General features: G+C 35.9%; 34 protein-coding genes. 16 read left to right on the top strand and 18 right to left on the bottom strand.

The window, feature by feature from the left end; genetic code table 11:
• Window position 1: 1 nt before the first annotated feature.
• From LQ189_RS03290 to LQ189_RS03305, 4 genes are all read right to left on the bottom strand, one after another.
• Window positions 2-1,189: a restriction endonuclease subunit S gene (locus tag LQ189_RS03290; protein WP_230154297.1), complete on the bottom strand. Its 1,188-nt coding sequence runs from the start codon at window positions 1,187-1,189 to the stop codon at window positions 2-4.
• Window positions 1,186-2,733, bottom strand: a complete 1,548-nt coding sequence (locus tag LQ189_RS03295) for a type I restriction-modification system subunit M (RefSeq protein WP_230154299.1) — start codon at window positions 2,731-2,733, stop codon at window positions 1,186-1,188. Before LQ189_RS03295 ends, LQ189_RS03290 begins: the two co-directional genes overlap by 4 nt.
• 69 nt (window positions 2,734-2,802) lie before the next feature.
• A complete protein-coding gene (locus LQ189_RS03300) occupies window positions 2,803-3,492 on the bottom strand; it encodes a hypothetical protein (protein WP_230154300.1) in 690 nt (229 codons plus the stop codon).
• Complete coding sequence (locus LQ189_RS03305) at window positions 3,485-4,006, bottom strand: hypothetical protein (RefSeq protein WP_066336786.1); 522 nt, start codon at window positions 4,004-4,006, stop codon at window positions 3,485-3,487. The genes LQ189_RS03300 and LQ189_RS03305 overlap by 8 nt, the downstream gene beginning before the upstream one ends.
• A 270-nt stretch (window positions 4,007-4,276) precedes the next feature.
• Here LQ189_RS03305 and LQ189_RS03310 point away from each other — a divergent pair, with 270 nt between their 5' ends.
• From LQ189_RS03310 to LQ189_RS03370, 13 genes are all read left to right on the top strand, one after another.
• Entirely contained in the window at window positions 4,277-4,582 is a 306-nt protein-coding gene (locus LQ189_RS03310) for a DUF4134 domain-containing protein (RefSeq protein WP_230154302.1), read from the top strand.
• 11 nt (window positions 4,583-4,593) lie between these two features.
• Window positions 4,594-4,926, top strand: a complete 333-nt coding sequence (locus LQ189_RS03315) for a DUF4133 domain-containing protein (protein WP_230154304.1) — start codon at window positions 4,594-4,596, stop codon at window positions 4,924-4,926.
• Window positions 4,923-7,427, top strand: a complete 2,505-nt coding sequence (locus LQ189_RS03320) for a TraG family conjugative transposon ATPase (protein WP_230154310.1) — start codon at window positions 4,923-4,925, stop codon at window positions 7,425-7,427. Before LQ189_RS03315 ends, LQ189_RS03320 begins: the two co-directional genes overlap by 4 nt.
• A 27-nt stretch (window positions 7,428-7,454) precedes the next feature.
• Entirely contained in the window at window positions 7,455-8,087 is a 633-nt protein-coding gene (locus LQ189_RS03325; protein ID WP_230154312.1) for a DUF4141 domain-containing protein, read from the top strand.
• 2 nt (window positions 8,088-8,089) lie between these two features.
• A complete protein-coding gene (traJ, locus tag LQ189_RS03330) occupies window positions 8,090-9,085 on the top strand; it encodes a conjugative transposon protein TraJ (RefSeq protein WP_230154314.1) in 996 nt (331 codons plus the stop codon).
• A gap of 21 nt (window positions 9,086-9,106) precedes the next feature.
• Window positions 9,107-9,730: a conjugative transposon protein TraK gene (gene traK / locus LQ189_RS03335; RefSeq protein WP_230154317.1), complete on the top strand. Its 624-nt coding sequence runs from the start codon at window positions 9,107-9,109 to the stop codon at window positions 9,728-9,730.
• A gap of 11 nt (window positions 9,731-9,741) precedes the next feature.
• Window positions 9,742-10,173, top strand: coding sequence for a hypothetical protein (locus LQ189_RS03340; RefSeq protein ID WP_230154318.1), 432 nt, complete (start codon window positions 9,742-9,744; stop codon window positions 10,171-10,173).
• Window positions 10,174-10,194: 21 nt separating this feature from the next.
• On the top strand, window positions 10,195-10,482 hold the full coding sequence (locus LQ189_RS03345) for a nitrogen regulatory IIA protein (protein WP_074590710.1): 288 nt from the start codon (window positions 10,195-10,197) through the stop codon (window positions 10,480-10,482).
• Entirely contained in the window at window positions 10,469-11,785 is a 1,317-nt protein-coding gene (gene traM, locus LQ189_RS03350; protein WP_077225402.1) for a conjugative transposon protein TraM, read from the top strand. Before LQ189_RS03345 ends, traM begins: the two co-directional genes overlap by 14 nt.
• Before the next feature lie 24 nt (window positions 11,786-11,809).
• A complete protein-coding gene (gene traN / locus LQ189_RS03355; RefSeq protein WP_074590715.1) occupies window positions 11,810-12,703 on the top strand; it encodes a conjugative transposon protein TraN in 894 nt (297 codons plus the stop codon).
• A 21-nt stretch (window positions 12,704-12,724) separates the two neighbouring features.
• Complete coding sequence (locus LQ189_RS03360) at window positions 12,725-13,285, top strand: conjugal transfer protein TraO (RefSeq protein ID WP_074590717.1); 561 nt, start codon at window positions 12,725-12,727, stop codon at window positions 13,283-13,285.
• 12 nt (window positions 13,286-13,297) lie between these two features.
• On the top strand, window positions 13,298-13,747 hold the full coding sequence (locus LQ189_RS03365) for a DUF3872 domain-containing protein (protein WP_230154320.1): 450 nt from the start codon (window positions 13,298-13,300) through the stop codon (window positions 13,745-13,747).
• A gap of 124 nt (window positions 13,748-13,871) precedes the next feature.
• A complete protein-coding gene (locus tag LQ189_RS03370; RefSeq protein WP_230154321.1) occupies window positions 13,872-14,159 on the top strand; it encodes a molybdenum ABC transporter permease in 288 nt (95 codons plus the stop codon).
• Window positions 14,160-14,236: 77 nt separating this feature from the next.
• Here the strand turns inward: LQ189_RS03370 and LQ189_RS03375 are convergent, their stop codons facing one another.
• Together LQ189_RS03375 and LQ189_RS03380 are read right to left on the bottom strand one after the other, a co-directional pair.
• Window positions 14,237-14,776 carry a dihydrofolate reductase family protein gene (locus tag LQ189_RS03375; protein WP_230154322.1) on the bottom strand — a complete coding sequence of 180 codons (540 nt, stop codon included), beginning with the start codon at window positions 14,774-14,776 and terminating at the stop codon, window positions 14,237-14,239.
• Window positions 14,777-14,848: 72 nt separating this feature from the next.
• On the bottom strand, window positions 14,849-15,583 hold the full coding sequence (locus LQ189_RS03380; protein WP_230154324.1) for a helix-turn-helix domain-containing protein: 735 nt from the start codon (window positions 15,581-15,583) through the stop codon (window positions 14,849-14,851).
• Window positions 15,584-15,775: 192 nt separating this feature from the next.
• Here LQ189_RS03380 and LQ189_RS03385 point away from each other — a divergent pair, with 192 nt between their 5' ends.
• The 3 genes from LQ189_RS03385 (at window position 15,776) to LQ189_RS03395 (ending at window position 17,051) form a co-directional block, all read left to right on the top strand.
• Window positions 15,776-16,084 (top strand): helix-turn-helix domain-containing protein, encoded by a 309-nt coding sequence (locus tag LQ189_RS03385; RefSeq protein ID WP_230154325.1) that lies wholly within the window; start codon window positions 15,776-15,778, stop codon window positions 16,082-16,084.
• On the top strand, window positions 16,068-16,364 hold the full coding sequence (locus LQ189_RS03390) for a helix-turn-helix domain-containing protein (RefSeq protein ID WP_230154327.1): 297 nt from the start codon (window positions 16,068-16,070) through the stop codon (window positions 16,362-16,364). The genes LQ189_RS03385 and LQ189_RS03390 overlap by 17 nt, the downstream gene beginning before the upstream one ends.
• A gap of 285 nt (window positions 16,365-16,649) precedes the next feature.
• The gene (locus LQ189_RS03395; protein WP_230154332.1) at window positions 16,650-17,051 is read left to right on the top strand and encodes a DNA-binding response regulator; all 402 of its coding nucleotides are present in this window, start codon (window positions 16,650-16,652) and stop codon (window positions 17,049-17,051) included.
• Between the two features lie 22 nt (window positions 17,052-17,073).
• Here LQ189_RS03395 and LQ189_RS03400 read toward each other — a convergent pair whose 3' ends face one another.
• The 12 genes from LQ189_RS03400 to LQ189_RS03455 all read right to left on the bottom strand — a co-directional run bounded on the left by LQ189_RS03400 (window position 17,074) and on the right by LQ189_RS03455 (window position 26,084).
• Window positions 17,074-17,649, bottom strand: a complete 576-nt coding sequence (locus LQ189_RS03400; protein WP_230154334.1) for a hypothetical protein — start codon at window positions 17,647-17,649, stop codon at window positions 17,074-17,076.
• A gap of 3 nt (window positions 17,650-17,652) precedes the next feature.
• Window positions 17,653-18,465: a hypothetical protein gene (locus LQ189_RS03405; RefSeq protein WP_230154335.1), complete on the bottom strand. Its 813-nt coding sequence runs from the start codon at window positions 18,463-18,465 to the stop codon at window positions 17,653-17,655.
• Window positions 18,462-19,346 carry an ATP-binding protein gene (locus tag LQ189_RS03410; protein ID WP_230154336.1) on the bottom strand — a complete coding sequence of 295 codons (885 nt, stop codon included), beginning with the start codon at window positions 19,344-19,346 and terminating at the stop codon, window positions 18,462-18,464. Before LQ189_RS03410 ends, LQ189_RS03405 begins: the two co-directional genes overlap by 4 nt.
• A gap of 2 nt (window positions 19,347-19,348) precedes the next feature.
• Window positions 19,349-19,858: a hypothetical protein gene (locus LQ189_RS03415; RefSeq protein WP_230154338.1), complete on the bottom strand. Its 510-nt coding sequence runs from the start codon at window positions 19,856-19,858 to the stop codon at window positions 19,349-19,351.
• A 5-nt stretch (window positions 19,859-19,863) separates the two neighbouring features.
• Window positions 19,864-20,847 (bottom strand): CBASS oligonucleotide cyclase, encoded by a 984-nt coding sequence (locus LQ189_RS03420; RefSeq protein ID WP_230154339.1) that lies wholly within the window; start codon window positions 20,845-20,847, stop codon window positions 19,864-19,866.
• Window positions 20,848-21,200: 353 nt separating this feature from the next.
• Window positions 21,201-21,998, bottom strand: a complete 798-nt coding sequence (locus tag LQ189_RS03425; RefSeq protein WP_230154341.1) for a PRTRC system ThiF family protein — start codon at window positions 21,996-21,998, stop codon at window positions 21,201-21,203.
• Window positions 21,998-22,720: a PRTRC system protein B gene (locus LQ189_RS03430; RefSeq protein ID WP_230154343.1), complete on the bottom strand. Its 723-nt coding sequence runs from the start codon at window positions 22,718-22,720 to the stop codon at window positions 21,998-22,000. Before LQ189_RS03430 ends, LQ189_RS03425 begins: the two co-directional genes overlap by 1 nt.
• Window positions 22,717-23,892 (bottom strand): hypothetical protein, encoded by a 1,176-nt coding sequence (locus LQ189_RS03435; protein WP_230154344.1) that lies wholly within the window; start codon window positions 23,890-23,892, stop codon window positions 22,717-22,719. The genes LQ189_RS03430 and LQ189_RS03435 overlap by 4 nt, the downstream gene beginning before the upstream one ends.
• 17 nt (window positions 23,893-23,909) lie before the next feature.
• Window positions 23,910-24,128 (bottom strand): PRTRC system protein C, encoded by a 219-nt coding sequence (locus LQ189_RS03440; RefSeq protein WP_230154347.1) that lies wholly within the window; start codon window positions 24,126-24,128, stop codon window positions 23,910-23,912.
• Between the two features lie 17 nt (window positions 24,129-24,145).
• Window positions 24,146-24,754, bottom strand: coding sequence for a PRTRC system protein E (locus LQ189_RS03445; RefSeq protein ID WP_230154348.1), 609 nt, complete (start codon window positions 24,752-24,754; stop codon window positions 24,146-24,148).
• An 11-nt stretch (window positions 24,755-24,765) separates the two neighbouring features.
• Entirely contained in the window at window positions 24,766-24,960 is a 195-nt protein-coding gene (locus LQ189_RS03450; RefSeq protein WP_230154349.1) for a hypothetical protein, read from the bottom strand.
• 50 nt (window positions 24,961-25,010) lie between these two features.
• Complete coding sequence (locus LQ189_RS03455; protein WP_230154350.1) at window positions 25,011-26,084, bottom strand: DUF932 domain-containing protein; 1,074 nt, start codon at window positions 26,082-26,084, stop codon at window positions 25,011-25,013.
• Between the last annotated feature and the right edge of the window lie 9 nt (window positions 26,085-26,093).

The following is a 26,093-nucleotide window of genomic DNA, read 5'->3' on the forward strand; positions in this document are numbered from 1 at the left end:
ATTATAAATTATCTTGAGGAAATGTTAATAACAAATCTCTGTAATACTCATATTGTTTTTTTCTTAACGCTATTTCTTTTGGTAAACCTTCGCTTAATGAGTTGGTAAGAATGTCGAAATTATCTAAAATTGTAGCTATGCGTTCTTGTTCTTCTTTGGAAGGAATAGGCATTTTAATTTTAGCCAAATCATCAGCGTTTACACGTCTGACTTTTGTTCCTGTAATCAAAGGCCTTTTTTGTTTTTGAAATTGTTCTGTTTGAAAAAAATAAGCCACATATTTTGGATTCAAATTATGACTATAAAAACAAGCATCACTGCTTATTGCTATTTCTTCATCTCCAAGCCACGCAACTGCTTTACATACATCTTCATCGGTTTCACTAGTGGTTGCTATTACCAAATCTCCATATTTTGCCATTCTCGCTTTCTTCGCAAATTCTTCTGAAACAAAAGACTTGGTTTTATCTGTGTATGTTCCATAGTAAGTATAGATTTGTCCGTAGTGAATACAACCAACCCCTGTTTCAGAAAAGTCTTTTTTCTGTAAACCACCTCCACGAATAAATTTGCCTATATTTTCATCCCCCAAAGGTAAATGTTGTACTTTATTTTTATCTAAAGAATACAACTTCTCTCTATAATAACTATATTGCATTTTTCGTGCTGTAAGCTCCGCTGTAAGCTCCGCTGTAAGCACTGAAAAGGCATCGAGAATTCCAACTATTTTTTGTTGAATTTCAAGCGATTTTTTGGGATTGCTAGGGCATGGAATTGGAATTTGTAGTTTTAATATTTTATCTCTCTCAATACTATAAGGTGTTGCAGTACGGTTTGATATGTCATAAATGTGTTGTTGTTTATTGATAAGATAAAAATATAAATATCGATTTAAAATAATTGATGTATTTGGTATTACGCAAAAACACACATCATTAGCCCAAAATTTTTTAGTTTGCCATTTTACATAACCTGCAGACCCATATTGTGCAATTGTAATTGTATTTGACTCCCTATTATAACTGTTAGTGTAACCCATATAACCTACACCACCGCTAACAACTGGATATTGTCCATCTGAAAGTAAATCATTTTTTGTTATTCTAACACCTCTAATTATTTCCACAACTTGTCCTAGAGTTTTCCATTTTACGACTTCACCATCCAATATTTTTTCTAGATAACTCATGCTTCAATTTCTTTTATAATGGCATTAATATATGTACGAAGTTTGTCAATTTTTTTTACTGTTTGTTCAACTTCGTTGTTTAATTTCTCAATGTTAATTTGCTCTCGATTGTCTTTGGGAGCTACATAGGAACTTACCGATAAATTATAATCATTTTCAGCAATTTTAGTGTTTTCGATAGATTTTGCAACATGTTCTACATCAACTTTACTATCAAATAACTCCATTATTTTTTCAATATGCCTATCAGTCATCAGATTGTTATTGGTCACCTTCTTGAAGAAATCTTCACCACTGGCATCAATAAACTGCGTTGTAGTATCGGTCTTATGTTTTGAAAGTACCAAAATGGTTACCGCTATAGATGTTCCATAAAACAAATTAGGAGCTACAGAGATGATGGTTTCTACAAAGTTATTATCCACTAAATACTTTCTAATTTTTTGTTCGGCACCACCACGGTAAAAAATACCTGGAAAACAAACTAACGCTGCTCGTCCTTTACTGGAAAGATAACTCAGTGCATGCAGTACAAATGCAAAATCTGCTTTTGATTTAGGAGCCAGCACTCCAGCTGGAGCAAAGCGGTCATCATTTATAAGTGTTGGGTCATCATCTCCAACCCATTTTACCGAATAAGGAGGGTTTGATACAATGGCATCAAAAGGTTTGTCGTCAATAAAGTGAGGGTTGTGAAGTGTATCGCCTAAGGCTATATTAAATTTGTCGTAGTTGACATTGTGTAAAAACATGTTCATACGAGCCAAATTATACGTTGTATGATTTATTTCTTGTCCAAAAAATCCTTCTTCAATGATATGAGCATCAAAGTGCTTTTTTGCTTGCAGCAGTAAAGAGCCGGAACCAGCCGCAGGATCATAAATTTTGTTTACTTTTTCTTGTTTGTGCATTGCCAATTGCGCAATAAGCTTAGACACGTGCACTGGTGTAAAAAACTCACCACCTGATTTACCCGCATTGGCAGCATAATTACCAATAAGAATTTCGTAAGCATCTCCAAAAAGATCAATTTGATTGTCTTCAAACTTACCGAAATTTAGTTCTTCAACTCCTTTTAAAACCGATGCTAAACGGCTATTTTTATTTTCAACTGTATTCCCTAGTCGTGAACTTGTAGTATCAAAATCGGCAAATAAACCTTTTATATCCTCTTCTGACGGATACCCATTTGCGGAACTTTCAATTGCTGTAAAAATGGCTTTTAAATCTGTATTTAGGTTTGGATTAGTATTAGCCGTTTTAGCAATATTTACATAAAGTTGACTAGGATAGATAAAATATCCTTTTGTTTTAATTGCATCATCTTTTATTTCTGGTGTAATTACATCATCCGATAAGCTGGCGTAATCAATGCTATCATCACCAGCCTCTATATAATTCGTAAAGTTCTCACTAATGTAGCGATAGAAAAGTGTTCCCAATACAAATTGTTTGAAATCCCATCCATCTACAGCCCCACGAACCTCGTTGGCTATTTTCCAAATTTTGGCTAGTAATTCTGCTCTTTGTGCTGTGCTTGTCATTCTTTTTATTTTTGTAAATCTTTATTTTTAACTATTCTATCTTAAAAAAGTATTATTCTTCATTGACTTTCAAAGTGTAATTATTTCTATTTTCTCCATCAACATCTGAAATCGTTCCTCTCTAATTAACGGATGGATGTGCATGGCTAAAATTTCGTTAGCTTGTGGATGTTTTTTAATGGCTGTAAGTTCTTGCTTGATGTATTGTTTCAAGTCATCTTCACTCGCTAGGATTTCTTCTACTATTGTTGTTCTATTGTCAATAAGATAGATGATATCTTCGTAGTCATGGCTTCCATAAAAGTCATTTTGCCCTCGGTCTTTGAATGCTTCTAATTTAGTAGCTAGAAAATAAGGAGATGGCAATACGTTGATTGTAATTCCTTCGGGCAATTCTATTTGTTGCAAGTATTTGAATCCAGGCTTGTACCATTTATTAGATATGCCAATACTACTGTCGTCAGCAGGCATAATGTCTATTGCAATATTTTCAAACTGATAAGAACAGATGGATTGTCCTTGAGGATCTGGATAGAAATTAAGTTCCGCTAATCGTTCTTGCATTTGAGTCCATTCATAATAATTAGCTAAGTTAATGGTCATGTCTATATCAGAAGTGGGACGAATTTCTTCTGCAGCAGGATCATCTGTATATAAGCTAATTACTGCTCCTCCAATGAAGACCATCTTTTCATTTAATTGCTTTAAACCTTTCGCCACTTGAGCTACTAATGCCAGATTGATTATTTTATTATGCATTCAGTATCCTTTTTTCTAATTCTCGTTTTGCCATTTCTTTTTCTCTTACTCTTCCCACTCTAATGGCATCCACTAAAGTTAACAATTCGTATAAATCAGTGTCTTTTAATGAAGCTTCCACCATAGTGGGATATAAAGGTTCTATTGCTTGACCACGGTCTAATCCTTTTGCATATGGCCAAACATAGTTATCCGTTGCTTGAATGATTTTATTTAAAGGTTCCGCTGAATGAGCTGTTAGCATTCCCCTAACCAAAGCTCCTGGTTGTTGCGGAAATGTATAGGCTACACCATGAATTAAAAATTCGTTAAAAGCAATTTTATTCACTTTTTTTCGGGCATCATCAATTAGTCCTGCATATTTGGAACGATTTAACGACTGGCTTACTTCCGATTGACTCATGCCTAATTCCTGAGCAATAGTATGATGAAACCAAGATTTTTCACCTAGTGCAATTATTTTCAACAAAATTACAATGTCTTGCGGTTTGAGATTATTTTTTGCTTGTGCCATTCTAATATTTCATATTGCGATATGCAATATTAACTATAAAATATAGTATAAGCAAATTTTTTTAATTCTTCATATTGCATATTGCGATTTTCGATATACAAATATGTGATTCCTGAAATTTAGTGATATTATAATCCTAAAGTAAATGCCACCCACCGCCAAGTAATTCCACTCACTGCCAAATTGTTATCTCGCCTCAATTTCTGAAACACCTTTGTCACGAAAGCCCACAAGGTGTGGGAAAGAACAACAATTTAATGTGTTTCAATTATGAAAAAACAAAGTAAAAAAGTATTGGTGGCAGTCATTGCATTGCTATCAGGAATGGGTGTTTTCGCACAGGGAAATGGTACTGCTGGAATTACCGAAGCAACCCAAATGGTAACCTCTTATTTCGACCCAGCAACCCAACTCATTTACGCCATTGGCGCTGTAGTAGGTCTTATTGGAGGTGTTAAAGTGTACAACAAATTTAGTTCAGGTGATCCTGATACAAGCAAAACGGCGGCTTCGTGGTTCGGTGCGTGTATCTTCTTGATCGTTGCGGCCACTGTTCTACGTTCATTCTTCCTTTAATCTTTTGACTTATGAGTAATTATAACATCAATAAGGGTATTGGAAAAACGGTTGAATTTAAAGGATTGAAAGCACAATACCTGTTACTTTTCGCAGGTGGATTGCTCGGCACATTAATCCTCGTGATGTTACTATATGTGATCGGGGTTAATTCCTATATCTGCCTATTACTCTTAACAGGTGGTGCTTCGCTGATAGTGTGGCAGACCTTTTCACTGAATAGAAGGTACGGCGAACACGGACTAATGAAAGTGGGCGCAAGAAAAAGACATCCCCGATATATCATTTGTCGCAAGGCTGTACATCGCTATTTAAAGTTTACTACTAAACCTGATGTACGATGATAAACACAGCAAAATCCACAACATTGGAAAGCAAGTTTCCTTTATTGGCGGTAGAAAACAATTGTATTTTGTCAAAGGATGCGGACATTACTGCCTGCTTTGAAGTGCGTCTACCAGAACTATTTACGGTAGGTTCTGCTGAATATGAAGCTATTCATTCCGCTTGGCATAAGGCGATTAAAACCTTACCTGATTTTACGATAGTACATAAACAGGATTGGTACATCAAAGAAAATTATGCGCCAGATTTGGCAAAAGATGACCAAAGTTTTCTAGCAAAGTCCTACCAACGCCATTTCAATGAACGTCCTTTTCTGAACCATTATTGTTATCTGTTTCTAACTAAAACGAGCAAAGAACGTATGCGAATGCAGAGTAATTTCAGTTCGCTTTGCAAAGGAACACTGATACCGAAGGAAATCAGGGATAAGGAAGTGATACATCGCTTTATGGAAGCCATTGCACAATTTGAACGTATCGTAAACGATAGCGGATTTATCAAAATGCAACGCCTTACAGAAGACGAAATTATCGGTACGGATGAGAAACAGGGTTTATTGGAACAATACCTAACATTATCAAAGGAAGCTGGAACACCGATGCAAGACATTGCATTGGGTGGTGAAGAAGTCCGTATCGGTAACAAAAGATTGTGCCTACACACTTTATCTGATACTGACGATTTGCCTGGAACGGTATCTGCTGATACCCGTTTCGAAAAACTTTCTACCGACCGAAGCGACTGCCGTTTGTCGTTCGCTGCACCTGTGGGATTGCTGTTAAGCTGCAATCACATCTACAACCAGTATTTGTTTTTGGATAACAGCGAAGCCAACCTGCAAAAGTTTGAAAAGTCAGCAAGGAATATGCACTCATTGGCTCGTTACAGTCGGGCAAATCAAATCAACAAAGAGTGGATAGAAAAGTATTTGAACGAGGCACATAGTTTTGGACTGTCATCCATAAGAGCGCATTTCAATATTATGGCTTGGTCAGATGATGCAAACGAACTTAAGCAATTAAAGAATGATTGCGGCAGTGCTTTGGCATTAATGGAATGCAAACCACGCCACAACACTACAGATGTAGCAACACTGTATTGGGCAGGAATGCCAGGCAATGCAGGCGATTTTCCGAGTGAGGAAAGTTTTTACACGTTCATTGAACCTGCTTTGTGTTTTTTCACAGAAGAAACCAATTACCACAATTCGCCATCACCCTTTGGTATCAAGATGGCTGATCGATTGACCGGAAAGCCCATCCATTTGGATATCTCGGATTTACCGATGAAACGGGGTATCATCACGAACCGGAACAAGTTTATACTTGGCCCTTCGGGAAGTGGAAAATCGTTTTTCACCAACCATATGGTTCGCCAATATTATGAACAGGGTGCTCACGTACTTTTGGTTGATACTGGTAATTCTTATCAGGGTTTATGCGAACTCATTAAAGGCAAAACCAAAGGCGAAGACGGTGTTTACTTCACTTATACCGAAGATAATCCGATTGCTTTTAATCCTTTCTACACCGATGATGGCGTGTTTGATATTGAAAAAAGAGAAAGTGTCAAAACCTTGATACTTACCCTTTGGAAACGTGATGATGAACCACCAACTCGTTCGGAAGAAGTGGCATTGTCCAATGCCGTAAGCGGTTACATCGATCGCATTAAACAAGATGCTATTTTTCCATCATTCAATGGTTTCTACGAATACGTAAAAGGCGATTATCGTAAGGTCTTGGAAGAAAAACAGGTAAGGGAAAAAGACTTTGATATTGCCAATTTCCTCAATGTTTTAGAACCTTATTATAAAGGTGGCGAATATGATTATCTGTTGAATTCTGACAAACAATTAGACCTACTTTCCAAACGCTTTATTGTGTTTGAAATTGATGCCATCAAAGACCACAAAATCCTCTTTCCAATCGTGACCATCATCATTATGGAGGTCTTCATCAACAAAATGAGAAGGCTGAAAGGTATCCGAAAACTCATTCTAATTGAAGAAGCGTGGAAGGCAATTGCCAAAGAAGGTATGGCGGAATACATAAAATATTTGTTTAAAACCGTCCGCAAATTCTTCGGAGAAGCGATTGTTGTAACGCAGGAGGTGGATGATATTATTCAGTCGCCCATTGTCAAAGAAAGTATCATCAATAATTCCGATTGTAAAATCCTGCTCGACCAACGTAAGTATATGAACAAGTTCGATGATATACAGGCAATGTTAGGTTTGACTGATAAAGAAAAAGCGCAGGTACTTTCTATCAATATGAATAACGACCCATCACGGCTTTATAAGGAAGTATGGATTGGCTTGGGCGGAACGCATTCTGCGGTATATGTCACAGAAGTTAGTTTGGAGGAATATCTCGCATACACCACCGAAGAAACCGAAAAACTGGAAGTGATGCAACTCGCATCCGAACTGGACGGCAATGTAGAACTCGCTATAAAACACATCGCTATGCAACGGCGTGATAGTGCAAATCAATAGTTCATTAATAATTTAAAATTCAAGAAAATGAAAAAAATATTTTTTATGGTATGTACTGTATTAACACTTGCAGTAGCACCGTCTGCAAAAGCCCAATGGGTAGTTACAGACCCCACGAACCTAGCTTCAGGTATTCTTAACAGTGCCAACGAAATCATACAGACTTCTTCCACTGTGAGTAATGTGATTAAGAATTTCAAAGAAGTAGAAAAAGTATATAAGCAAGGCAAAGAATATTACGACAAACTACAGGCTATAAACAACCTTGTAAAAGATGCTCGTAAAGTGCAACTGACTGTTTTGTTGGTAGGCGATGTTTCGGAAATGTATGTAAAAAATTTTGGCAAAATGATGAATGACCCCAATTTTTCGCCACAGGAATTGGTAGCCATCGGCAACGGTTATTCAGCATTGCTAAATGAAAGTACGGAACTGCTGAAAGAATTGAAGCAGATCATCACCTCATCAAGTCTTTCGCTAAATGACAAAGAGCGAATGGATGTTATCGACCGTGTGTACAAGGAAGTAAAAGACTATCACAGCCTTGTTCGCTATTACACCAACAAGAATATCTCTGTAAGCTACCTGAGAGCGAAAAAGAAAAACGATGCCAAGAGAGTGCTTGACTTGTATGGAACTTCTAACCAAAAATACTGGTGAAAATGGAATGGAATAATCTTCACGAAGTACTGCGTTCGCTGTACGATGATATGATGCCACTTGCTGGGGATATGGCAGGAGTTGCCAAAGGTGTAGCTGGATTAGGCGCTTTGTTCTATGTGGCATTGAAGGTTTGGCAGGCTTTAAGCCGAGCCGAACCAATCGATATGTTTCCGTTATTACGTCCGTTTGCCTTGGGACTTTGCATTATGTTTTTCCCAACAATCGTGTTGGGAACCATCAATGCGGTACTCAATCCGATAGTAACGGGAACCCATTCTATTCTCGAAGACCAGGTACTTGACCTGAATAAGTTGCAACAGCAGAAAGACCAGCTGGAATATGAGGCAATGGTAAGAAATCCTGAAACTGCTTATATGGCATCGGATGAGGAATTCGACAAGAAATTGGATGAATTGGGTTGGTCGCCATCTGATGTAGGAACAATGGCAGGAATGTATATGGATAGGCAATCTTACAAGATTGAGAAGGCAATAAAAGAATGGTTTCGCAATTTACTAGAAATACTTTTTCAGGCGTCAGCACTGGTTATTGATACCATAAGAACATTTTTTTTAATCGTTTTGTCCATACTCGGGCCAATTGCTTTTGCTATATCTGTTTGGGATGGATTTCAATCTACGCTCTCGCAATGGTTTACAAGATATATAAGTGTTTACCTCTGGCTTCCCGTATCCGATTTGTTCAGTTCGATGTTGGCAAGAATACAATCGCTGATATTGGAACGGGACATCGAAATGCTGAATGACCCAACCTATATACCTGATACCTCAAATACCGTGTATATCATCTTTATGATTATCGGAATCGTAGGATATTTCACTATCCCAACAGTAACAGGCTGGATTATTCAGGCTGGCGGTGCAGGAAATTTTACCCGTAATGTTAACCAAACGGCAATGAAATCAGGAAATCTTGCTGGTGCAGGAGCTGGATCTGTTGCAGGTAATATTGGTGGCAGGCTAATCAATAAGTAAACAACATTAATCACTTAAGAAATGGAATTTAAAACACTCAGAAATATAGAAAACAGCTTTAAACAGATAAGGCTGTACGCCATTGTATTTGCCGTTCTCTGCATTAGCGTTGTCGGGTATGCTGTATGGAAATCCTACAGCTTTGCAACAGAACAACGCCAAAAAATTTATGTACTGGACAATGGAAAATCATTGATGTTGGCGCTGTCGCAAGATGCGTCTATCAACCGACCAGTTGAGGCTAGGGAACACGTCAGACGTTTTCACGAACTCTTTTTTACACTTGCACCCGATAAAAATGCTATTGAAAGCAATATGAAACGGGCATTCAATCTTGCGGATAAAAGTGCCTTTGATTATTACAAAGACCTTTCGGAAAAAGGCTACTACAACCGTATCATATCGGGAAATGTACAGCAACGTATCGAGGTGGATAGTGTAGTCTGCAATTTCGATAATCATCCTTATGCAGTGCGTACTTACGCTAAGCAATTCATCATCCGTTCCAGCAATGTGACAAGGCGAAGCTTGATAACGTCCTGTTTCCTTGTAAACTCTGTTCGTTCAGACAATAATCCGCAAGGTTTCAACATTGAAAAATTTGCCGTGTTAGAGAATAAGGACCTTGAAGTTATTCAACGCTAAAACCCAAGATTATGAAACAATTACTCGATTTAGACACGTTCTCAAAAGACCTTTCGGATAAAGGCTATAACGGTTATTTCCACACTCAATCGGCTTATCCTGGCAAACTAAAAGACAGCATCAGTGAATACTTGGAAGCCTCTCACAACGGTACGAAAAAACCGAATAGACATGAACTTTTTTTATTATCGACTTACCTCCAATGGAATGGAGATGACAAGCCGAGGATTGAATGTAATATGTGGATAAGACATAAAAACGGCATTTTCGATGTACAAAAGATGGACATTGAAAGGACAGACCGCTACGGACAACTATTGAAGAAATCAGAACTAACAAATCTTTCAACAGGTTCGGTTCCTACATTAAAGGAAGCCGTAGCCCAAGTATCTGAAGATCCTAAACAACACATTTCTTCCCAAAAAAGAGGGTTTAAAATGTGATAGCCAATAATAATTTAAGACATGAAAAAATTAAGAGCAAATATGGATAGGTATTTTAACAAGTTGGACGAACGATGGCGGGCATTACCCGTTGGAAAACAGCATAAATACACCTTATACTTTTTTATAGGCTATCTACTGCTTACCGCAGGAGTTATTTTAAAAGTATGGTATGATGCAGGCAAAGCCGATAACAATTTGGTCATTGAGCATATCGAAAATCCTGTTCTCAAAAAGAAAGAAAGTCCTGAAAAGCTGAAGGACACATTGACAACAATTTTTAAAAATAAATTTTATGAAAGAAAATGAAAAAAGGGTCAGCATTCTGGTTGAGGAAGGCGACCAAAACAAAGTATCCAACCTTACGGAGGATAAAAAGAGTGCCATTGAACGATTTAAAAAACCACTCATTTTTGGTTTAATGGGGATTGTTTTTATGGGTTGTTTATACCTGATATTTAAACCCTCGGCAGATAAAAAAGAAATGGAAAACATCGGACTAAACGATGCTTTTCCACAGGCTACCGAAGCAGGAATGCAGGATGATAAACAAAAAGCTTATGAGCAAGATATGCTGGAACAGAAAGACCAGGAAAGCCGAAATGCCCTAACTACGCTATCGGATTATTGGAATACCGATAGCACACAGCAGACTAAAGAAGAATTGCCCGAAGAAGACCAAAACAATGGTATGATGACTGGAAAATCGGGCACTTCTACACTAAACAGTTACCGAAATGCACAAAGCACATTAGGTTCATTTTATCAGGATAATAACAGCGAAACACAAGAACTACGCAGGCAATTGGACGAACTAAAAGAAAAATTGGCTGAAAAAGATATACCTGTCGGTGTAACTGTAAATGACCAATTGACGTTGATGGAAAAATCGTATCAGATGGCTTCAAAGTATCTGCCTTCGGGAGGAAATACCGAAAAACCTGTAAGCACCGACAGTGCTAGCCGAGGTTCTTCTTCAAATTCTCAGAAAGAATATTTTGTAGCATTCACACCTACAAGAAAGAAAGCTGTATCGGCTTTGTACAGAGAACCTACGGATAGTGCTTTTTTAGCCGACTGGAGCGAAAAAAAAAACCGAGGTTTCTATACTGCTGGAACAGTAGAGCAAGTCGCTCAACCAAAAAATAGCGTAAAAGCCAGCATACAGGAAACACAGACCATTATTGGCGAAAGCGGTGTACGACTGCGTTTGTTAGAACCTGCACAAACGCCAAACCGTACTATTCCGCAGGGAACAATTTTAACGGCAATCGGAAAGTTTCAAGGTGGCAGGTTACAGTTAAAAGTTACATCTATTGAGCTTGAGGGCAATATTATCCCAGTAGATATAACCATCTACGACCTCGATGGTCAGCAGGGTTTGTACGTTCCCTATTCGCCAGAACGTAATGCAGTTACCGACATCGTAGCCAATATGGGAAATGCCACAGGTTCAAGCTTCAGTATGAACTCGTCAACAGGACAACAGATTGGTTCCGACCTCAGTAAAAGTGCCGTACAAGGTATTTCGGGTTATTTCGCCAAAAAAATACGAACACCAAAAGTTACGCTAAAAGCAGGACATCAAGTTTTCCTTGTTTCTAAAAAATAATATTGAACTCAAATAATTAAGAAAATGAAAAATCATATAAAAACTTTTTGGGCTTTTGCCCTTATCATCGGCTTTGCCGTAAACACTTTTGCACAAGACAGTATAAAAGCACCGCTAAATTTAGGCAAGATAGAACCGTACCAAATGCAAGTAACTTATGACAAGACTACTCATTTGATTTTCCCAACCGCCATACGTTATGTGGATTTGGGAAGCGAATACCTGATTGCAGGAAAAGCAGAAGATGCGGAAAACGTACTTCGTGTAAAAGCATCGGTAAAAGATTTCGAAACGGAAACCAATTTTTCGGTAATTACCAATGACGGTCGATTTTACAGCTTCAATGTATATTATAGTGCTTATCCGGAAGCGTTGAGTTACGATCTGCTGACAATGCAAAAAGCAGTGGATAAGGAAAATGGAAATGATGTGCTTTTTGAAGAATTGGGTAACAATTCGCCATCATTGTCAGGTTTGCTTTTGGAAACGATTTACAAAAAAGACCAGCGAATTGTAAAGCATATCGGTGCTAAAAGTTTCGGTATTCAGTTTATCCTAAAAGGAATTTACATACACAATGGCAAATACTATTTCCATACAGAATTGAGAAACCGTACCAATGTGCCTTTCGGAATTGATTTTATCAATTTCAAAGTAGTAGATAAAAAAGTAGCCAAGCGTACCGTAGTGCAGGAAAGACCAATGATACCATTACGTACTTATAAGCCATTGAATGAGATTGGCGGGAAAGCAATCGAACAAAACGTATTCCTTTTAGACCAGTTTACCATTGCCGATGACAAGGTTTTGCTGATTGAAATCTTTGAGAAAAACGGTGGCAGACACCAAACGCTTCAGGTAGAGAATTCAGATTTAATCAAGGCTCGACTAATTAATGATATGCACCTGAAATTTTAATAACCCTTTTAAAGTAATAATATGAGAAAGTATATCTATACCGTAATGTTCGTATTAATGGGCATTACGATTGCACAAGCACAACGAATGTTACCTAAGCAAAAAGGCTTGGAAGTAAGTGCCGGTGTATTATCTGGCGATAAAATCGGAAACGATTATTATATCAATTTAGCAATGACTATAAATGGCAAAAACGGCAATTACCAATTTTGGGCATTGGAATATACGCACCAATACCATTCTTATAAAGACTTGCATATTCCGCAAGAAACTTACACAGCCGAAGGCGGTTACAGTTTATTCCTCTTGGGTGATGCCCGAAAAAACATAACGCTAAATGCCGGAATAACTGGCGTAATCGGTTATGAAGCCATCAACCGTGGCGAAGCAATGTTGGATGATGGAGCGAAAATAGTGAGTGAGGACAATTTCATTTACGGAGCTGGTGGTCGGCTGACTTTTGAAACGTATCTATCCGACCGATTTGTGTTAGTCCTGCAAGGACGTACAAAGGTTTTATGGGGTACAGATATGAAACAATTCCGTCCGTCCGCAGGTGTGGCATTAAGATTTAACTTTTAAAAACGTATAATAATGACAGCATTTTTCAATCAATTCAAAATAGGATTACTGCCACTATATGTATTGTTGGCAATCCTCACAAGTTCGGTTACTTTGGTATCTTGTAGCAAAGATGACGAACTCGAAATACGGAACGATTTTCCTTTTGAAGTACAGGTTATGCCTGTTCCCAAAGACGTATCGAATGGGCAAACCGTAGAAATAAGGATGACAATAAAACGAAGCGGTAATTACAGCAATACACAATATTTTATCCGTTACTTTCAGTTTGATGGACAGGGAACTTTAAGATATTATAATGAACCTGCGTATCTACCAAACGATTTATATCCTTTACCAACAGAGCAGTTTCGATTGTATTATACTTCTACGTCCACTGTGTCGCAATCATTTGATGTATGGATTTCTGATAGTTTTGGAAATGAAAAGAAATTCACTTTCCAATTCAATAGTAGCGATTAATAAATAAAATCCTGTCCACAAGGCAGGATTTTTTTATACTACCACGCTCACATTTTATATTTTTGTGATGTAGCGAAATAAATATATTTGTAAATTTATATGTAGAAATGTAATAGCTATTATTATGGTTGCATCATTAGTTATAGGGATCCTGTTTTTGGTTTTAGGCTTGGCGCTTCGCTACTGGATTAACCGCCGAAAGTTTTATAGGCGAAGTCCTATGGGTGCAGAAAGTTTTTCTTCTTACGAAAAATCGGTTGGCATTAAATTCATTGAACGAGTTGGCAAATGGGTAGCTTATGCCTTGATTATCTTCGGATTATTGTCATTATGGGTTTATTCCCGTGAAAAAAATGATAAGAAAAAACCGAAAGTGGAGATAAAAACTGAACAAATCGACCAACGCAGATAATCATTTTTAAAATACGGTTCTAAGAAAATCGGATAACATTTTGGGTTATCCGATTTTTGATTAATTATAAAAGTAAACTACAGTTTACTTTTTCGCTTATAGTGCAGTTGCGTTAAACCGGTTCCAAATGTTTTGACTTCGATAAATTCAATTACTTGTTCAGGTCTTCCATCTTTAAAAAGTCTTGTTCCATTACCTAATAAAATTGGGATAACTGAAATTATAAACTCATCTATTAAATCGTGTTTCAGTAGTTCATTTATTACTTCAGCTCCACCATCACAATAGATGTTTTTGCCGTTTTCAGACTTTAATTGTTTGACTAATTCGTTTATGTTTCCTGTATAAAAAGTGGTTCTTCCTACTTTTTGTCTTTCAGTTCTTGTAATGACATAAACATCTCGCTTACCGTTATCGTAATGAGATGCTCCGATTTCATTAACTACATAGTCGTAGGTTCTTCTACCAATAATTATAGTGTCTATTTTTGACGTAAATTCTGCATAACCATAATCTTCTCCTTCTTTATCTACAAGTTTCAAAAAGCTTAGATCATCATTTGGTTTTGCAATGTAACCGTCTAAACTCATTGCAATGAAAAGTGATATTTTTCGCATTTGTCTTAAATTTTAATGTTTCGACAAAATTACTTTTTGTCAATTAGATGTACTTTGTAAAAATGCGACAAATTATAATAGCGATGGTGAAAGTCCAGTAATTCGTTTGATTTCGTTACTAAGATGCGAATGGTCATAGTAGCCACATTCAAATGCAATATCTAATAAACTCCGGTCGTGATTTGTTTTTCTGATTACACTCAAAGCATTCTGAAAGCGGATAATATTTGAATATTCTTTTGGTGATAATCCAATATACTTTTTAAAACTTCGTTCCAGTTGCCTTACAGTCGTGAAATTTCTTTTTGATAGTTCGTAAATGCTAATTTGTCCGTTTGTTAAGTATATATCATTGATAACTGATTGTAGCTGATTGTTTTTAATTTTTATTCTTTCTGAAAAAAAATGGTCAAAATGGTTAAAGGGATTCTCAATCATTTTATCAACATTAAATGAATAGGATTTTTCAAATTCAACTGTATTATTAGTCAACTCATTTTGTGAAGCATAATTATAGAAATTAGCAAAAGTTGCAGGTTTCAGGCATACACCTAATAGGTGTGTTTCTCTGTCAATAAAACTATCTTTAAAAGAATTCATTGCACCTACTACGTAAGTTTTGCCGAAGTCCATAGAAACCAATCCGTTATCAGTCACACAAGTATTTCCCAAATTCATTACTACTCCAGCACAGCCATCGGGAAAAACCCGTTCCCACTGTTTTTCTAGCTCATTTCCTTTCAGTTCCCAATAGAAATCTATAAAGGAATTTAATTCTTTACAAGGTTTTATTATTTTGTACTTCATCGGTTTCTGTGATGTAGTTATCTACGCTGTATTCTTCAGCAGGACTTATTATTTTTCAAATTTACAAAATAAACGCTTTCATAATTTATAGTGTAACGACAAATACTTCCTTTAAATGCCAACCAGTTCCAACTTCACCAATCTCTTTAAAAGCTTTTATAAATTTAACTTTCACAGAAAAATTGAGCAGAAATGGAAGTAATCGCAATACAGAAATCCGCATTGGATGGAATGAAAAATGAACTGAAGGATCTTTTGGAAATGACCAAAGATGCTACCGAAAAATATGTCTCTATTTTTAATAAAGAGAAGTGGTTAGATAACCAGGAACTGTGTTTGATGATGAATATTACCAAACGAACTTTACAGACTTATAAGGATAAGGGCATATTGTCTTACACCAGATTGAACCGCAAAAATTATTATAAACTCTCGGATGTAAAGACTTTACTCGAAGCTGGGCAGCCATATAATACCGACACCGATGGATTTAATGACTAATGAAGACGAAGAGATTATAGACCATCACGAAATGATACTCTTATTAAGAAATTACATTGAGGAAATATTGAAACATTACCGCCCTGTGATGAACGGTGAGATATATTTGACTGGTCACGATGTATGTGAAATGTTGCATATCAGCAAACGTACATTACAGCAATATAGAGATGATAGAATACTTCCCTTTATCCAAATAGGAGGTAAAATTATTTTTAAACAATCGGATATACTCACTGCACTAGAGCAGAATTATGTAACCAATAAAGCCACTAATTAATGAATTTTTTGCCTCAACTGGTTTTAAAGATATGATGAGTATCTAAAGCAGTTTAGTATCTTTGTAACGAAATATAGAAAATCTTAAAGTGTTTTTACTTTAAGTCCCACATTGAAAACTGGTAATTTTTAGACAACGGGACAATAAGAAAGAACACCTATGCCATAGGCGTAGGTGCTCGCTTATTCGTTGTCGGGTATACCAGTACCTCAATGTGCGGTAAGTGTAGTGGCCTGCGCCTTATTTTTTGTGCAGGACTACATCAACTTCAAAAAGTATGATGATATGGAAACTGGTACAACACAAGAAAAAATTACCCTAGCTTTTATTAATGATAAAAGTCCAATTTTGGATATAACCTGCAACGACCTCAGTGCTTCAGGAATGGACGTTTTATTCCGCTCAGAAAACATTGAGGACGGATTATCTCAATTATCAGCATTAAAAACACTCCCCATAGTTTGTATTATTGACCTTAATTTTTACAACAGAAATGTGCTGGCACAACTTCAAGAATTGAAAACACAATATCCAACTATTAAACTGATTGCTCATAGTGATATTGATGATCAGAAAGTCGGTAAAGATTTGTTTGATATTGGTTTCTCGAGTTATTTATTGGTTGGTAGTGATGTTAATGATTTTAGAAATGCCATTGACGAGTCAGTCAATGGCTTTAACAATTAATATGGATGTTATAGTTGAATTTTTACTTGAATACCACTTTATGGAGTTCAGCGATTAAACTTTCTCTTCTTTCGAAATCACAGTTAGTTGTAAAAAAAAGAGATCTTATACTTTCCAGGGTAAAGTCTTGATAAATATTTATTTCCTTATTGAACAAAGGATAGGTTTTACCGATTAAACTGTAAATATCGATATTAGAAAAGTCGGGTCTAATTTCTAAAAATGCTTTTTCACTTGGCCTTTTTAGTAAATAATCATATCTTTTTTTATCACAATCCCATAGAACTTGGTGACTTCTTATAAATGATTTTGGAAATTTACTTTTTACTGCATTTAAGATTAATTCATCAAGTTCATCATTTGTAAATAGTTCTTGTTTAGGATAATCTAATAATCTTTTTATCTGATTTGGCTCTGGATCATCGTTAAGCTTATAATCACTCGTAATTTGACGATCATAAATAATAACACCAATAATAATTTCAACACCAAATTGGTTTGTTGAAACAACACTTATTTCTTTAACAATTTTCCAATCTTTTTGGTCTAAAAGTTTAATTGTAATTTGTTCGTTTGATTTGTTTTTATCAATATTCATATATTATTCCCATTTTAAGTTTTGAGCATATTTTGTATGGGGTGCGATTTCAAACATATACTCCTTACTATTTAAACTATGTCCAAGTGTCTGTATCAAATCGTCAGTTACCCAGATAAATTTGTCTGATTCTTTTTCTAATTTTAGTTTTTCTAGAATTGGTAATTGTTCATTATTAATAACCAAATCAAAAATTTCAAAAATAAATATCCCTTTACCCCCGCTATCTAATTTGATAATAGGAGATTGAATCTTTTTTTTAAATTCATAATCTATGAAGCGAAACTGTCTCCAGGGTAAAATGTCTTCTGAAATTAATTCTTCACAAAACTCTCTCCATGGAGAAATTTCCCTATCCTTTTTTGAATCGAACCATTTAAGAAAAGAGATTACATTTTTTCCCTTAACATAAACTCTCAAATCATTTTTAGCTATTCCTTTTTCTGTTTCAAACTTTCTATCAGGTTTTACTTCTAATTTTTCAAAAATAGCACTACTACTAGGTAATGTTTTATAACATCCACCTACTGGCTGGTAATAATTTCTGGTTCTACTTTTTACTAGTAAATACTCATTGTCAACTTTAATTCTGTACAGATACGCAATTGATAAACGAAAATCTTTTTTGCGGTGCAAAATTTGAGTATTAATAATTAATATTAGTTGTTTATAATTATCTATTAACCAACCTAAAATCAATGTTATTAAAGAAATTATACCTGCTCTTGTAAATGGAGAATGCCAAAAATCATTGTCAAATAATCCAATAATAATAAGTAAAATAGGTATGGAATATTTTATGAGATTATCTTTCATATTATTTTTGGACTTGGATTTAATTGAATGATTGTTTCTTTTACCGATTCAAAGTCCAATGCTTTTGAAGGAAAACATTTAGATACTGCTTCAGGTAAGACTCTCAATCTAATGTCTGAAAAAGAAAAAGCTAAACCATTATTATGTTTTTCACCAGTTAAATCTGCTAAAGTTTCTAATTCTTTATCGTTTAATCCAATTTCTCCAATTGATTTTTCAAACAATTGCTTTCTCTCATCAAAAGTAGGTCTCTCAAATTCTAATATTATTGCAGCTCTTCGAATAATTGCTTCATCCAGAAAATGAAGTCTATTTGTTGACATGAATAAAATAGCTCTACCATTTAATTCTCTTAATTCGTCAATTTTTTGAATTAATGTATTAACAGCAGCCTTTTCTTCTTGATGCATTTGCATAGTTGACCTAGTTGAGGCTATGGCATCAGCCTCATCAATCAATAAAAATGCAATTCTTCTTTTTCCCGCTTGATTTTTTAATTCACTGAACGCATCATTTACTAAGTTACCCATTTGACCATGTAAACCTTCTCCTCTTACTCTTGTACTAAGTTTGAGAAAAAAACCGTCTTTTTTAAGTTCTCGTAACATTCTATCTGCAATTGCTTCAGCGGAAATTGTTTTTCCGGTACCTGCGTCTCCAGACAGTATAATTAGCGGATATTTATCTTGAAGTTGAGAAATTATTGGTAATTCTATTTTGTGAAACTTTTTACTCCATTCACTTAATCCTTCTTGATCAAGTAATAATTTTAAGTTAGAAAAAATTCTATCGAATTTTGAATCAAAACCAACTAAGTTCTTTGCTCTTTCTTGTATACCCTTGTTAGGTAATTCAACTATATTGTCAAAAATATTATTCATAGCTATTTGTAATTAGTTTTTTTTAATTCATATCCTTTGCTAGCATATAATTGAGCATTTGAACTTTGAAGACTGGGGAATGAATTATCAATAGAGGATGCCGTCCATGATAATTTAAAACCTTTTGAAAAATTTTCTTTTTCTGAAGCATTTAAATTTTTCCATTTTTGAGTATATGCCAAAATGACTGATAATCTTGTATTTGGAATGTCAATCCAATCATTATTCTTACCTGCTCTTTCACTTTCTGTAGATGTTCCAAGAGAATTCACAATAAATTTTGAAGCTCGAATTACTCTTTCTGTCTCGCTGTTTAGTAATACAACATCAACTGAATATAAATATTCATTTTCAGCCAATAAAAGTATGTCATAGAATAGTTTATCAACATATTCCATTGTCCATTTTCCAGTTCTTCGTGCAATTGTTCTAATATCAGCTTCACAGCCTTCAAAGGTTTTTCTTATATCTAAAACTGTATAAGTGCTGGTTTTTGTAGTTGTTCCGTACATAGGCATTAATCTAAATTAAAAGTTGGTCCGAAAACACGTTTCCATTCTTGAATAGTGTCTCCTTTACTATTTTTTGATTCGGCAATATTTAAGGTATCAAAGGCATCTTCAGCTTCTTCAATAATTTCATTCCATTTGTTTTTGTCGAGACGTTTCACAATATTGTTCTCTTTGTTTGTATTATCTGCAATGTAAATAGGTGAGTCATAATTGCCAGGAATTGATTTAATTGAATCTTTAAATTCAATTATGGGAAATGACGGATTACTTACGAATTGAAAGAATCGAATTACACCCTCTTCAATACTTTCTTCTATACCATAGTTCTCATCTAAATAAGCAACAATTAATTCAATTGAAAATGATGATAAACCTGGTTCGTTGTCTGTAGGCTGTAATTCTTTATAATTTTTCCACCATTTTATTGCTCTAACAATGGAGGTGTAAGACGGATTTTTTTGCCTTTTTTCTAGTGAAAAGCTTAATTGTTTACTGATACTAGTTATGTATTTTTTTCCACCGCGTCGACTTGGTTGCCAAACATATTCGGCTAAATCTTCTAATGAAACTACAGGAACAATGTCAACTTGTAACCCTGTTCCACTAAAGGAAATTGTTATTGATTTTGTATTACCTTTAGCATCAACATCTCTCTGAATATCCTTCTGTGGATATATACTTTCCAAATAAGAAACGATGTAATCATATAATTTGGGTAGATCATTATGAATTTCTTTATCTCCAGCAATAAAGAGTACCAAATCTATATCAATAGGGTTTTCTCCAGTAGCTTTTAAAATTGTATGCTTCTTCCAAGAACCAGCAATAATATACTTTTGAACTTTTAACCCGTGGCTCTCATCCTCTGCAATTTTTTTTTCTAATTTTTGTTTTAAATTATTGATTTGATCTCTGTATTTACCCATATTTTCAGGCTGCAGTTTGATCTTCTCAATAAAGCTTTGTAAATCTTTATTTGATAACTTCATAATTTTAGTTTCGATACATCTTTATATATCAAACAGTTGCCCAATTATCGAAACAAGACTTTTTGTCAGTTCGAAGTTTTTTGATCGACAACAAATCAAAAGCTATCATTAACAAAGCGACGTTCTTTTGCTTCTTTTCTTTGGTCGCAGATGTGAAAAGAAAAGAAGTTTGCTAAAAGCAAAAATGGGATAATGAATATCCCACGAAAATTTCTCGCAACTTGTTTGGCGAAAATAGGGAAATGGAAGAATGAAATGGAAGATTTTTGCCAAAGTGGTTGCACCTTATTAGATGCAAAAATGCGTTTCCGACCGTAGCGAGGAATTGCATTTTTGCCACCCGATTTTTCGGGTCAGGCGACTTTTATCGGGTGGGTGCGGAAGTCTTTCAGATTATGAAAAAATCCTCTGTATTGTGTCATTCCATAACGGAACAAGTTCCAAAGCAAAGAACAACCTATTTGTGCCAATGACGAATTAATAAATAAATCCTGTTTTTCCAATGCTTCAGCTAAACTGCAACTTGGTGTGTCGTCCTGCTCTTCAGACTGTTTTAAAAGTTCGCCAAATTCATCAGTAACCAATGGCAGGCTTGCCACCGTTTCGAATCTCTCTGAATTGGGCTGTTGGATAGTTCCTATTGTAGATAGTACAACTTGTCCTGTATGTTGGCTATTGCCAAAATCTAACCAATACCGTGGGCGATTTGAATAGGCTTTACCGTTGTTTAAAATTTTTAAAATGTCTGCAATCTCAAATCTTGCTTTTACGCTGTCCACACAAGAAATATAAATACTTGCTCCTGCATTTTCGGGCAATTTATCTAAACGGTCTTTTTCAAGTTTTACTGTTTCAGCTTTCCAATTTGTACCCGAAAATCGGTTGGCTCGGTTTATCAATGCAACGGATTTGTACAGTCCAATTTCACATTCTGCGAAACGCTGTCTTCCTAAATTGGCATTCGTAATTACATCATCATCCCAAAGGCGGATTTGTAAACCTGCGTGTCCCAACTCAATTAAACTGTGGTTCATTTCCATCAAGGCTGTTAAAACCTTTGAACCTGTGCCTCCTGCACCAATTAAATTTACTAAAATCGGATTGGTCGGATTGATTAAATCACTATCTGTAAAATGTACATTCGTTTTCATCACAATAGATTTTTGAGTGTTTTGTTATTTGGTTTCAGTACCTCTTTCGGGAAGGCTTTATCTGTACCAATGAGGTCTTTCCAGATGGTTACACAATTTCCATTGATTGTATTGTATTCGCCTAATAAGTGACTGAAATAGCTATTAAAAAAATAACTTTCCCACGCTTTTATAAATTCTTCCACGGAAGCCGAATTTTGAATATCAATATTTACCGTTCCCATACAAACGTTGCCGTTTTCATACACATTGAAAAATGGTGCATAATGCAAAAGCGTTTTTTCTGTGGGTCTTCTATCGCTTGACAAAGCAAATACTGAAAGGCTGTTTTTATTGGCAAACCAAAGCATTGGCGGTACTTGCGCTTTTCCACTTGGAATGCCCAAACCATCTACAAAATACAGTTGCCTGTGCTGTGCTTTCGTGTACCAAAGTACCGTGCCTTTTTCGCTCGGATTGATTTGTAAAATGTTGGTCGGCAAAATTCCTTTAGGTTTTAAAAAAGCTTTTTTAATTTCTTCATCCGTCTGTAATGACTTCGCCAATACATTGGCTTCTTTTACCGTCAAAGGATGTGCATTGATAGGGTTGCCGTTCCTGTCCATATCAAAATGCTCTACATACACATCTGAATTTGTCCCTTTGGTTTCATAGTAAACCAAAGCAGATTTTGGATAATATAAGGTTCCGAAATTTTCTGTGATGTCGTTTAAATTGTTCATTTTGCTGTCATTTTATATTCATCTAATAAACCGCATAAATCGTTCAGTATCGGAAACAAGCGGTTCTCAAAATCAAGATTACTCGCTATTATTTCGCTTCCGTCAAAGTGTTTGCTAATGGTGGGCTCTGCCATTGCTCCGTACTCATTAAATTCATTGTTAATGCAATCCGAAAGACTTTCATATAACCAACCTTTGGCATCTGCTACAAATGAAATGTACTTTTCCATTCCAATCACTTCATTGTCGTAATCATCATCATAAAGTTTTTGTTCGGAAAGGGGTGCGTTTCTAAAAATACTTATTGTTGGATATTCCGTAAAAAGTTCAAAAACTTTACAAGCTACTTGACAACATTCTTGGTCAAATTCATCAAGGCTTTTGAAGTTGTTCAAACGCTGTTCAAATAATTCTAAATTGATACGGTTGAATAGTTTCTTTTCTATTTTGTCGCCAATTTGTTCGGCTTGCCTTAACTCACTTTTGTAGCTTTCCGTTTCGTCCGTTTCATCGTCTTGTTCCACCCAATCGGTCATCATTTCATACATCCAAAATAGGTAGCTATTTTCTTGTCTGTAATACGGAATATCAGCAATGTGATACAGATAACTGCATACGGAAATCAATAATTGAGCGGTCTTTTTACGTCTTTTGTCGTTGAGCATTTTAAAGAGCGGAACAATAGGAATAAAATACAGGGTTGTTCTTGTATCGTACCGTTCCTCGCTAACAAAAAAGGTTTTCTTACTATCTTGTACCAATTGCAAACTATCCCAATTTAAATTGCTGCGTTTTAACTTGGTTTCTATATCCCACATCGCCAAAGATATATTGTAGGGATAGCCATAAATTTTTGTTTGCATTGGTTCAATACTGTAATGTTCTGCAAGTTTGGAAAGGGATTGATAAAAATACCTCTCCGTTTTTGCTGTTTCCTTACAAGCCTGTACGCATTGTTGCGTTTTCAGTTTAGGCAGGAATACCGACTTTAGAAAACCATTGGCAACATCGCTATTGGTACGGCTTTCCTCTTGTCTTTCTGCACTTCGCTTGCATCTTTTGGTCTTTGCATCCATTGTGCGAACTCGCCCAATTGTCGATGCAATTGCTTTTGTCTTTTCTGTTCGGGTATGCTGATAATTCCCGATATGATATTTGGTTGCATAATTCATTTTTTTACAATTTTGGTTTACCCTTTTGTACCCATTACGCTTTCAAATTTGTACTCAACTGCATCGTCTTTTATTTGCGGTGCAGATATTTTTGCCGTTGTCAAAATAGGGTACATATTAGCGTAAAAGTTCATTACGGCTTCCACGCTCCAATGTGGTTTTGGGTCGGTCAGTCTAATTTCCTGTCCTTTATCTTTGAGTATAAAAACTCGCTCTAATTGCGTTGCTAATAACATAAATCTGATTTTTTGGGTTAATACTCTTGTTCTTCTTCGTCCGTTTCATCAGCAGGATAATCTAGTGTAACTTCTTCCTCTTGTTGTAGTTTGGATTTTTCTTCCATTGCTCCAAAAAGGCTCGGTGTTGCAAACTTGTCAGACAATGCGTTTTTACGTTTACGTATCTCGTCCGCTTTTTCGGGAAACTCTGTTATCTCGGGTACTTTCATCCACGCTTCACGGAATTTGCCCTCTTTTTCGAGTTCGTCCGCCTTTGCCATTCCGTCTTTAAATTTCTTGTCTTTGGCTTCCTGTTCTTTCTTCTGTTTGTCGGCTTTTTCTTTCTCCATAGCCGATTGTTTTTTAACTTCTTCTAATTGTTTTAGAAATTTTTCCATATCCACCATTAAACCCGAAACGGTTTGGATAGGTGCGGTTATCTGCTCAAAAAATCCATCGTCAAACTCTTGGGGCGTTGCATTAAATGTTAGTGGAGGAATTAGGTTTTTGGCTTTATCTCCGCATTGTTCGTTGTTGAGGATAACCGAAACAATTAGGTTATTTTCTGCTCCTTTTGAAATGTTCAGTTTTAATACTCCTGTAAAGTCCAACTGTGCTATCTGATTGAAAAAATTAGTATTCATTGCTGTAAAATTTAAGATGTTATTAACTGCGTTTTGATTGCTCTTAGTTTTTCGTACATATCTGACCAATAGGTTTTTTGTCTTTTGTCAAACTCCGAAAAATTGCTGTCCTCGTGGTTATATTCTTTGTATCGCCTTGTTATTTTTATAGCTTCCTTTAAATCTGTTATTTCGATTTGGCAACCATTTATATCTGTTATTTTCATAGTTGTTTTATAGTAGGCTACCACCGATTAAGACGGTAGCCTATGGTTATTTAATTAAGGTTTAAGATTTCCGCACCGTCCATTGCAAAGGCAGTACACAATTCAAATGCTTTCTGTGATTTGAGTTGAGCTGTTCCACCCAATACAATGCTCTGCAACTTGGCTTCATCATTTTTGTAATTGCGTACATTCTGATAGTAGCCTGTAACGGCATTGTATGCTCCGAACAATGTGCCTTTTGTGGTGTCCATTTGTTGCGTGTCGCTTATCATCGCATAAGAAAAAGCATCGTCAACGGTGTTTTTAAATAAGGTTGAAATTTCATCTTCTGCACCTTTTTTAATTAACTCAAGCGTTTCTTTATTCGGGCAAAGTGCCAATTGGATTAGCTTTCTTACTTCTCGGTCTGTTACTCTTACGCTTGCCCACTCATTAAAAATATTCTCTAATTGGTTGCTCAAAGTGTTCGCCAGTCCCATAATTTTATGGGCGTTTTCGATACGTTGTTTTGCTCCCGAAGTATGTTTAATACGAACTACATTGGTCATACTGCGTAGCGAAGCGTTCAGCGTATTTTGGCAAACAATTCTGACAGGTGTAAATGCGGCTGTGATACTACCGCTACCATCGTGCGAAGTAGTTAAGAAAATGTACTTTTCTGTTATGTCATCGCCGTTTCCAACACGGATATAGTCGGGCAATTTAGCTGTGATAAATATGCGCTCTCCGTTGCCTAACGCTCCTGCGGTTTCGTACAAAATACCCTCGCCACCGCCCACAATCGCATCAAAGAAATTAAAGGCTTCACGATTTTGTACTATGTGGTAATCTTTCCCCACCACGCCCAATACTGTATTGTTATCGGTGCGTATGTTGGCGAAATAGTTTGGTACTTCCAATTCACTACTGCCTATCTCTATGCCGTTTGCCGTTTCGATAATACCCGAACCTTTTGTAAATAGTGGGGATTTTACGACTTCGTAATCTAATCCTGCGTGTTTTATAGCTTCCTCGCTTGTTGGGTATTGCTCTACGATTTGCCCTAAACCGTGCCACGCTTTTTGTTGAACGCTAAAGAATGAATAACGTCCTGTTCTCTCGTTGAAATTGATATTATGTGCCATAATGCTTAA

The organism is Flavobacterium sp. CECT 9288, from assembly GCF_918731615.1.
GTDB lineage: Bacteria > Bacteroidota > Bacteroidia > Flavobacteriales > Flavobacteriaceae > Flavobacterium.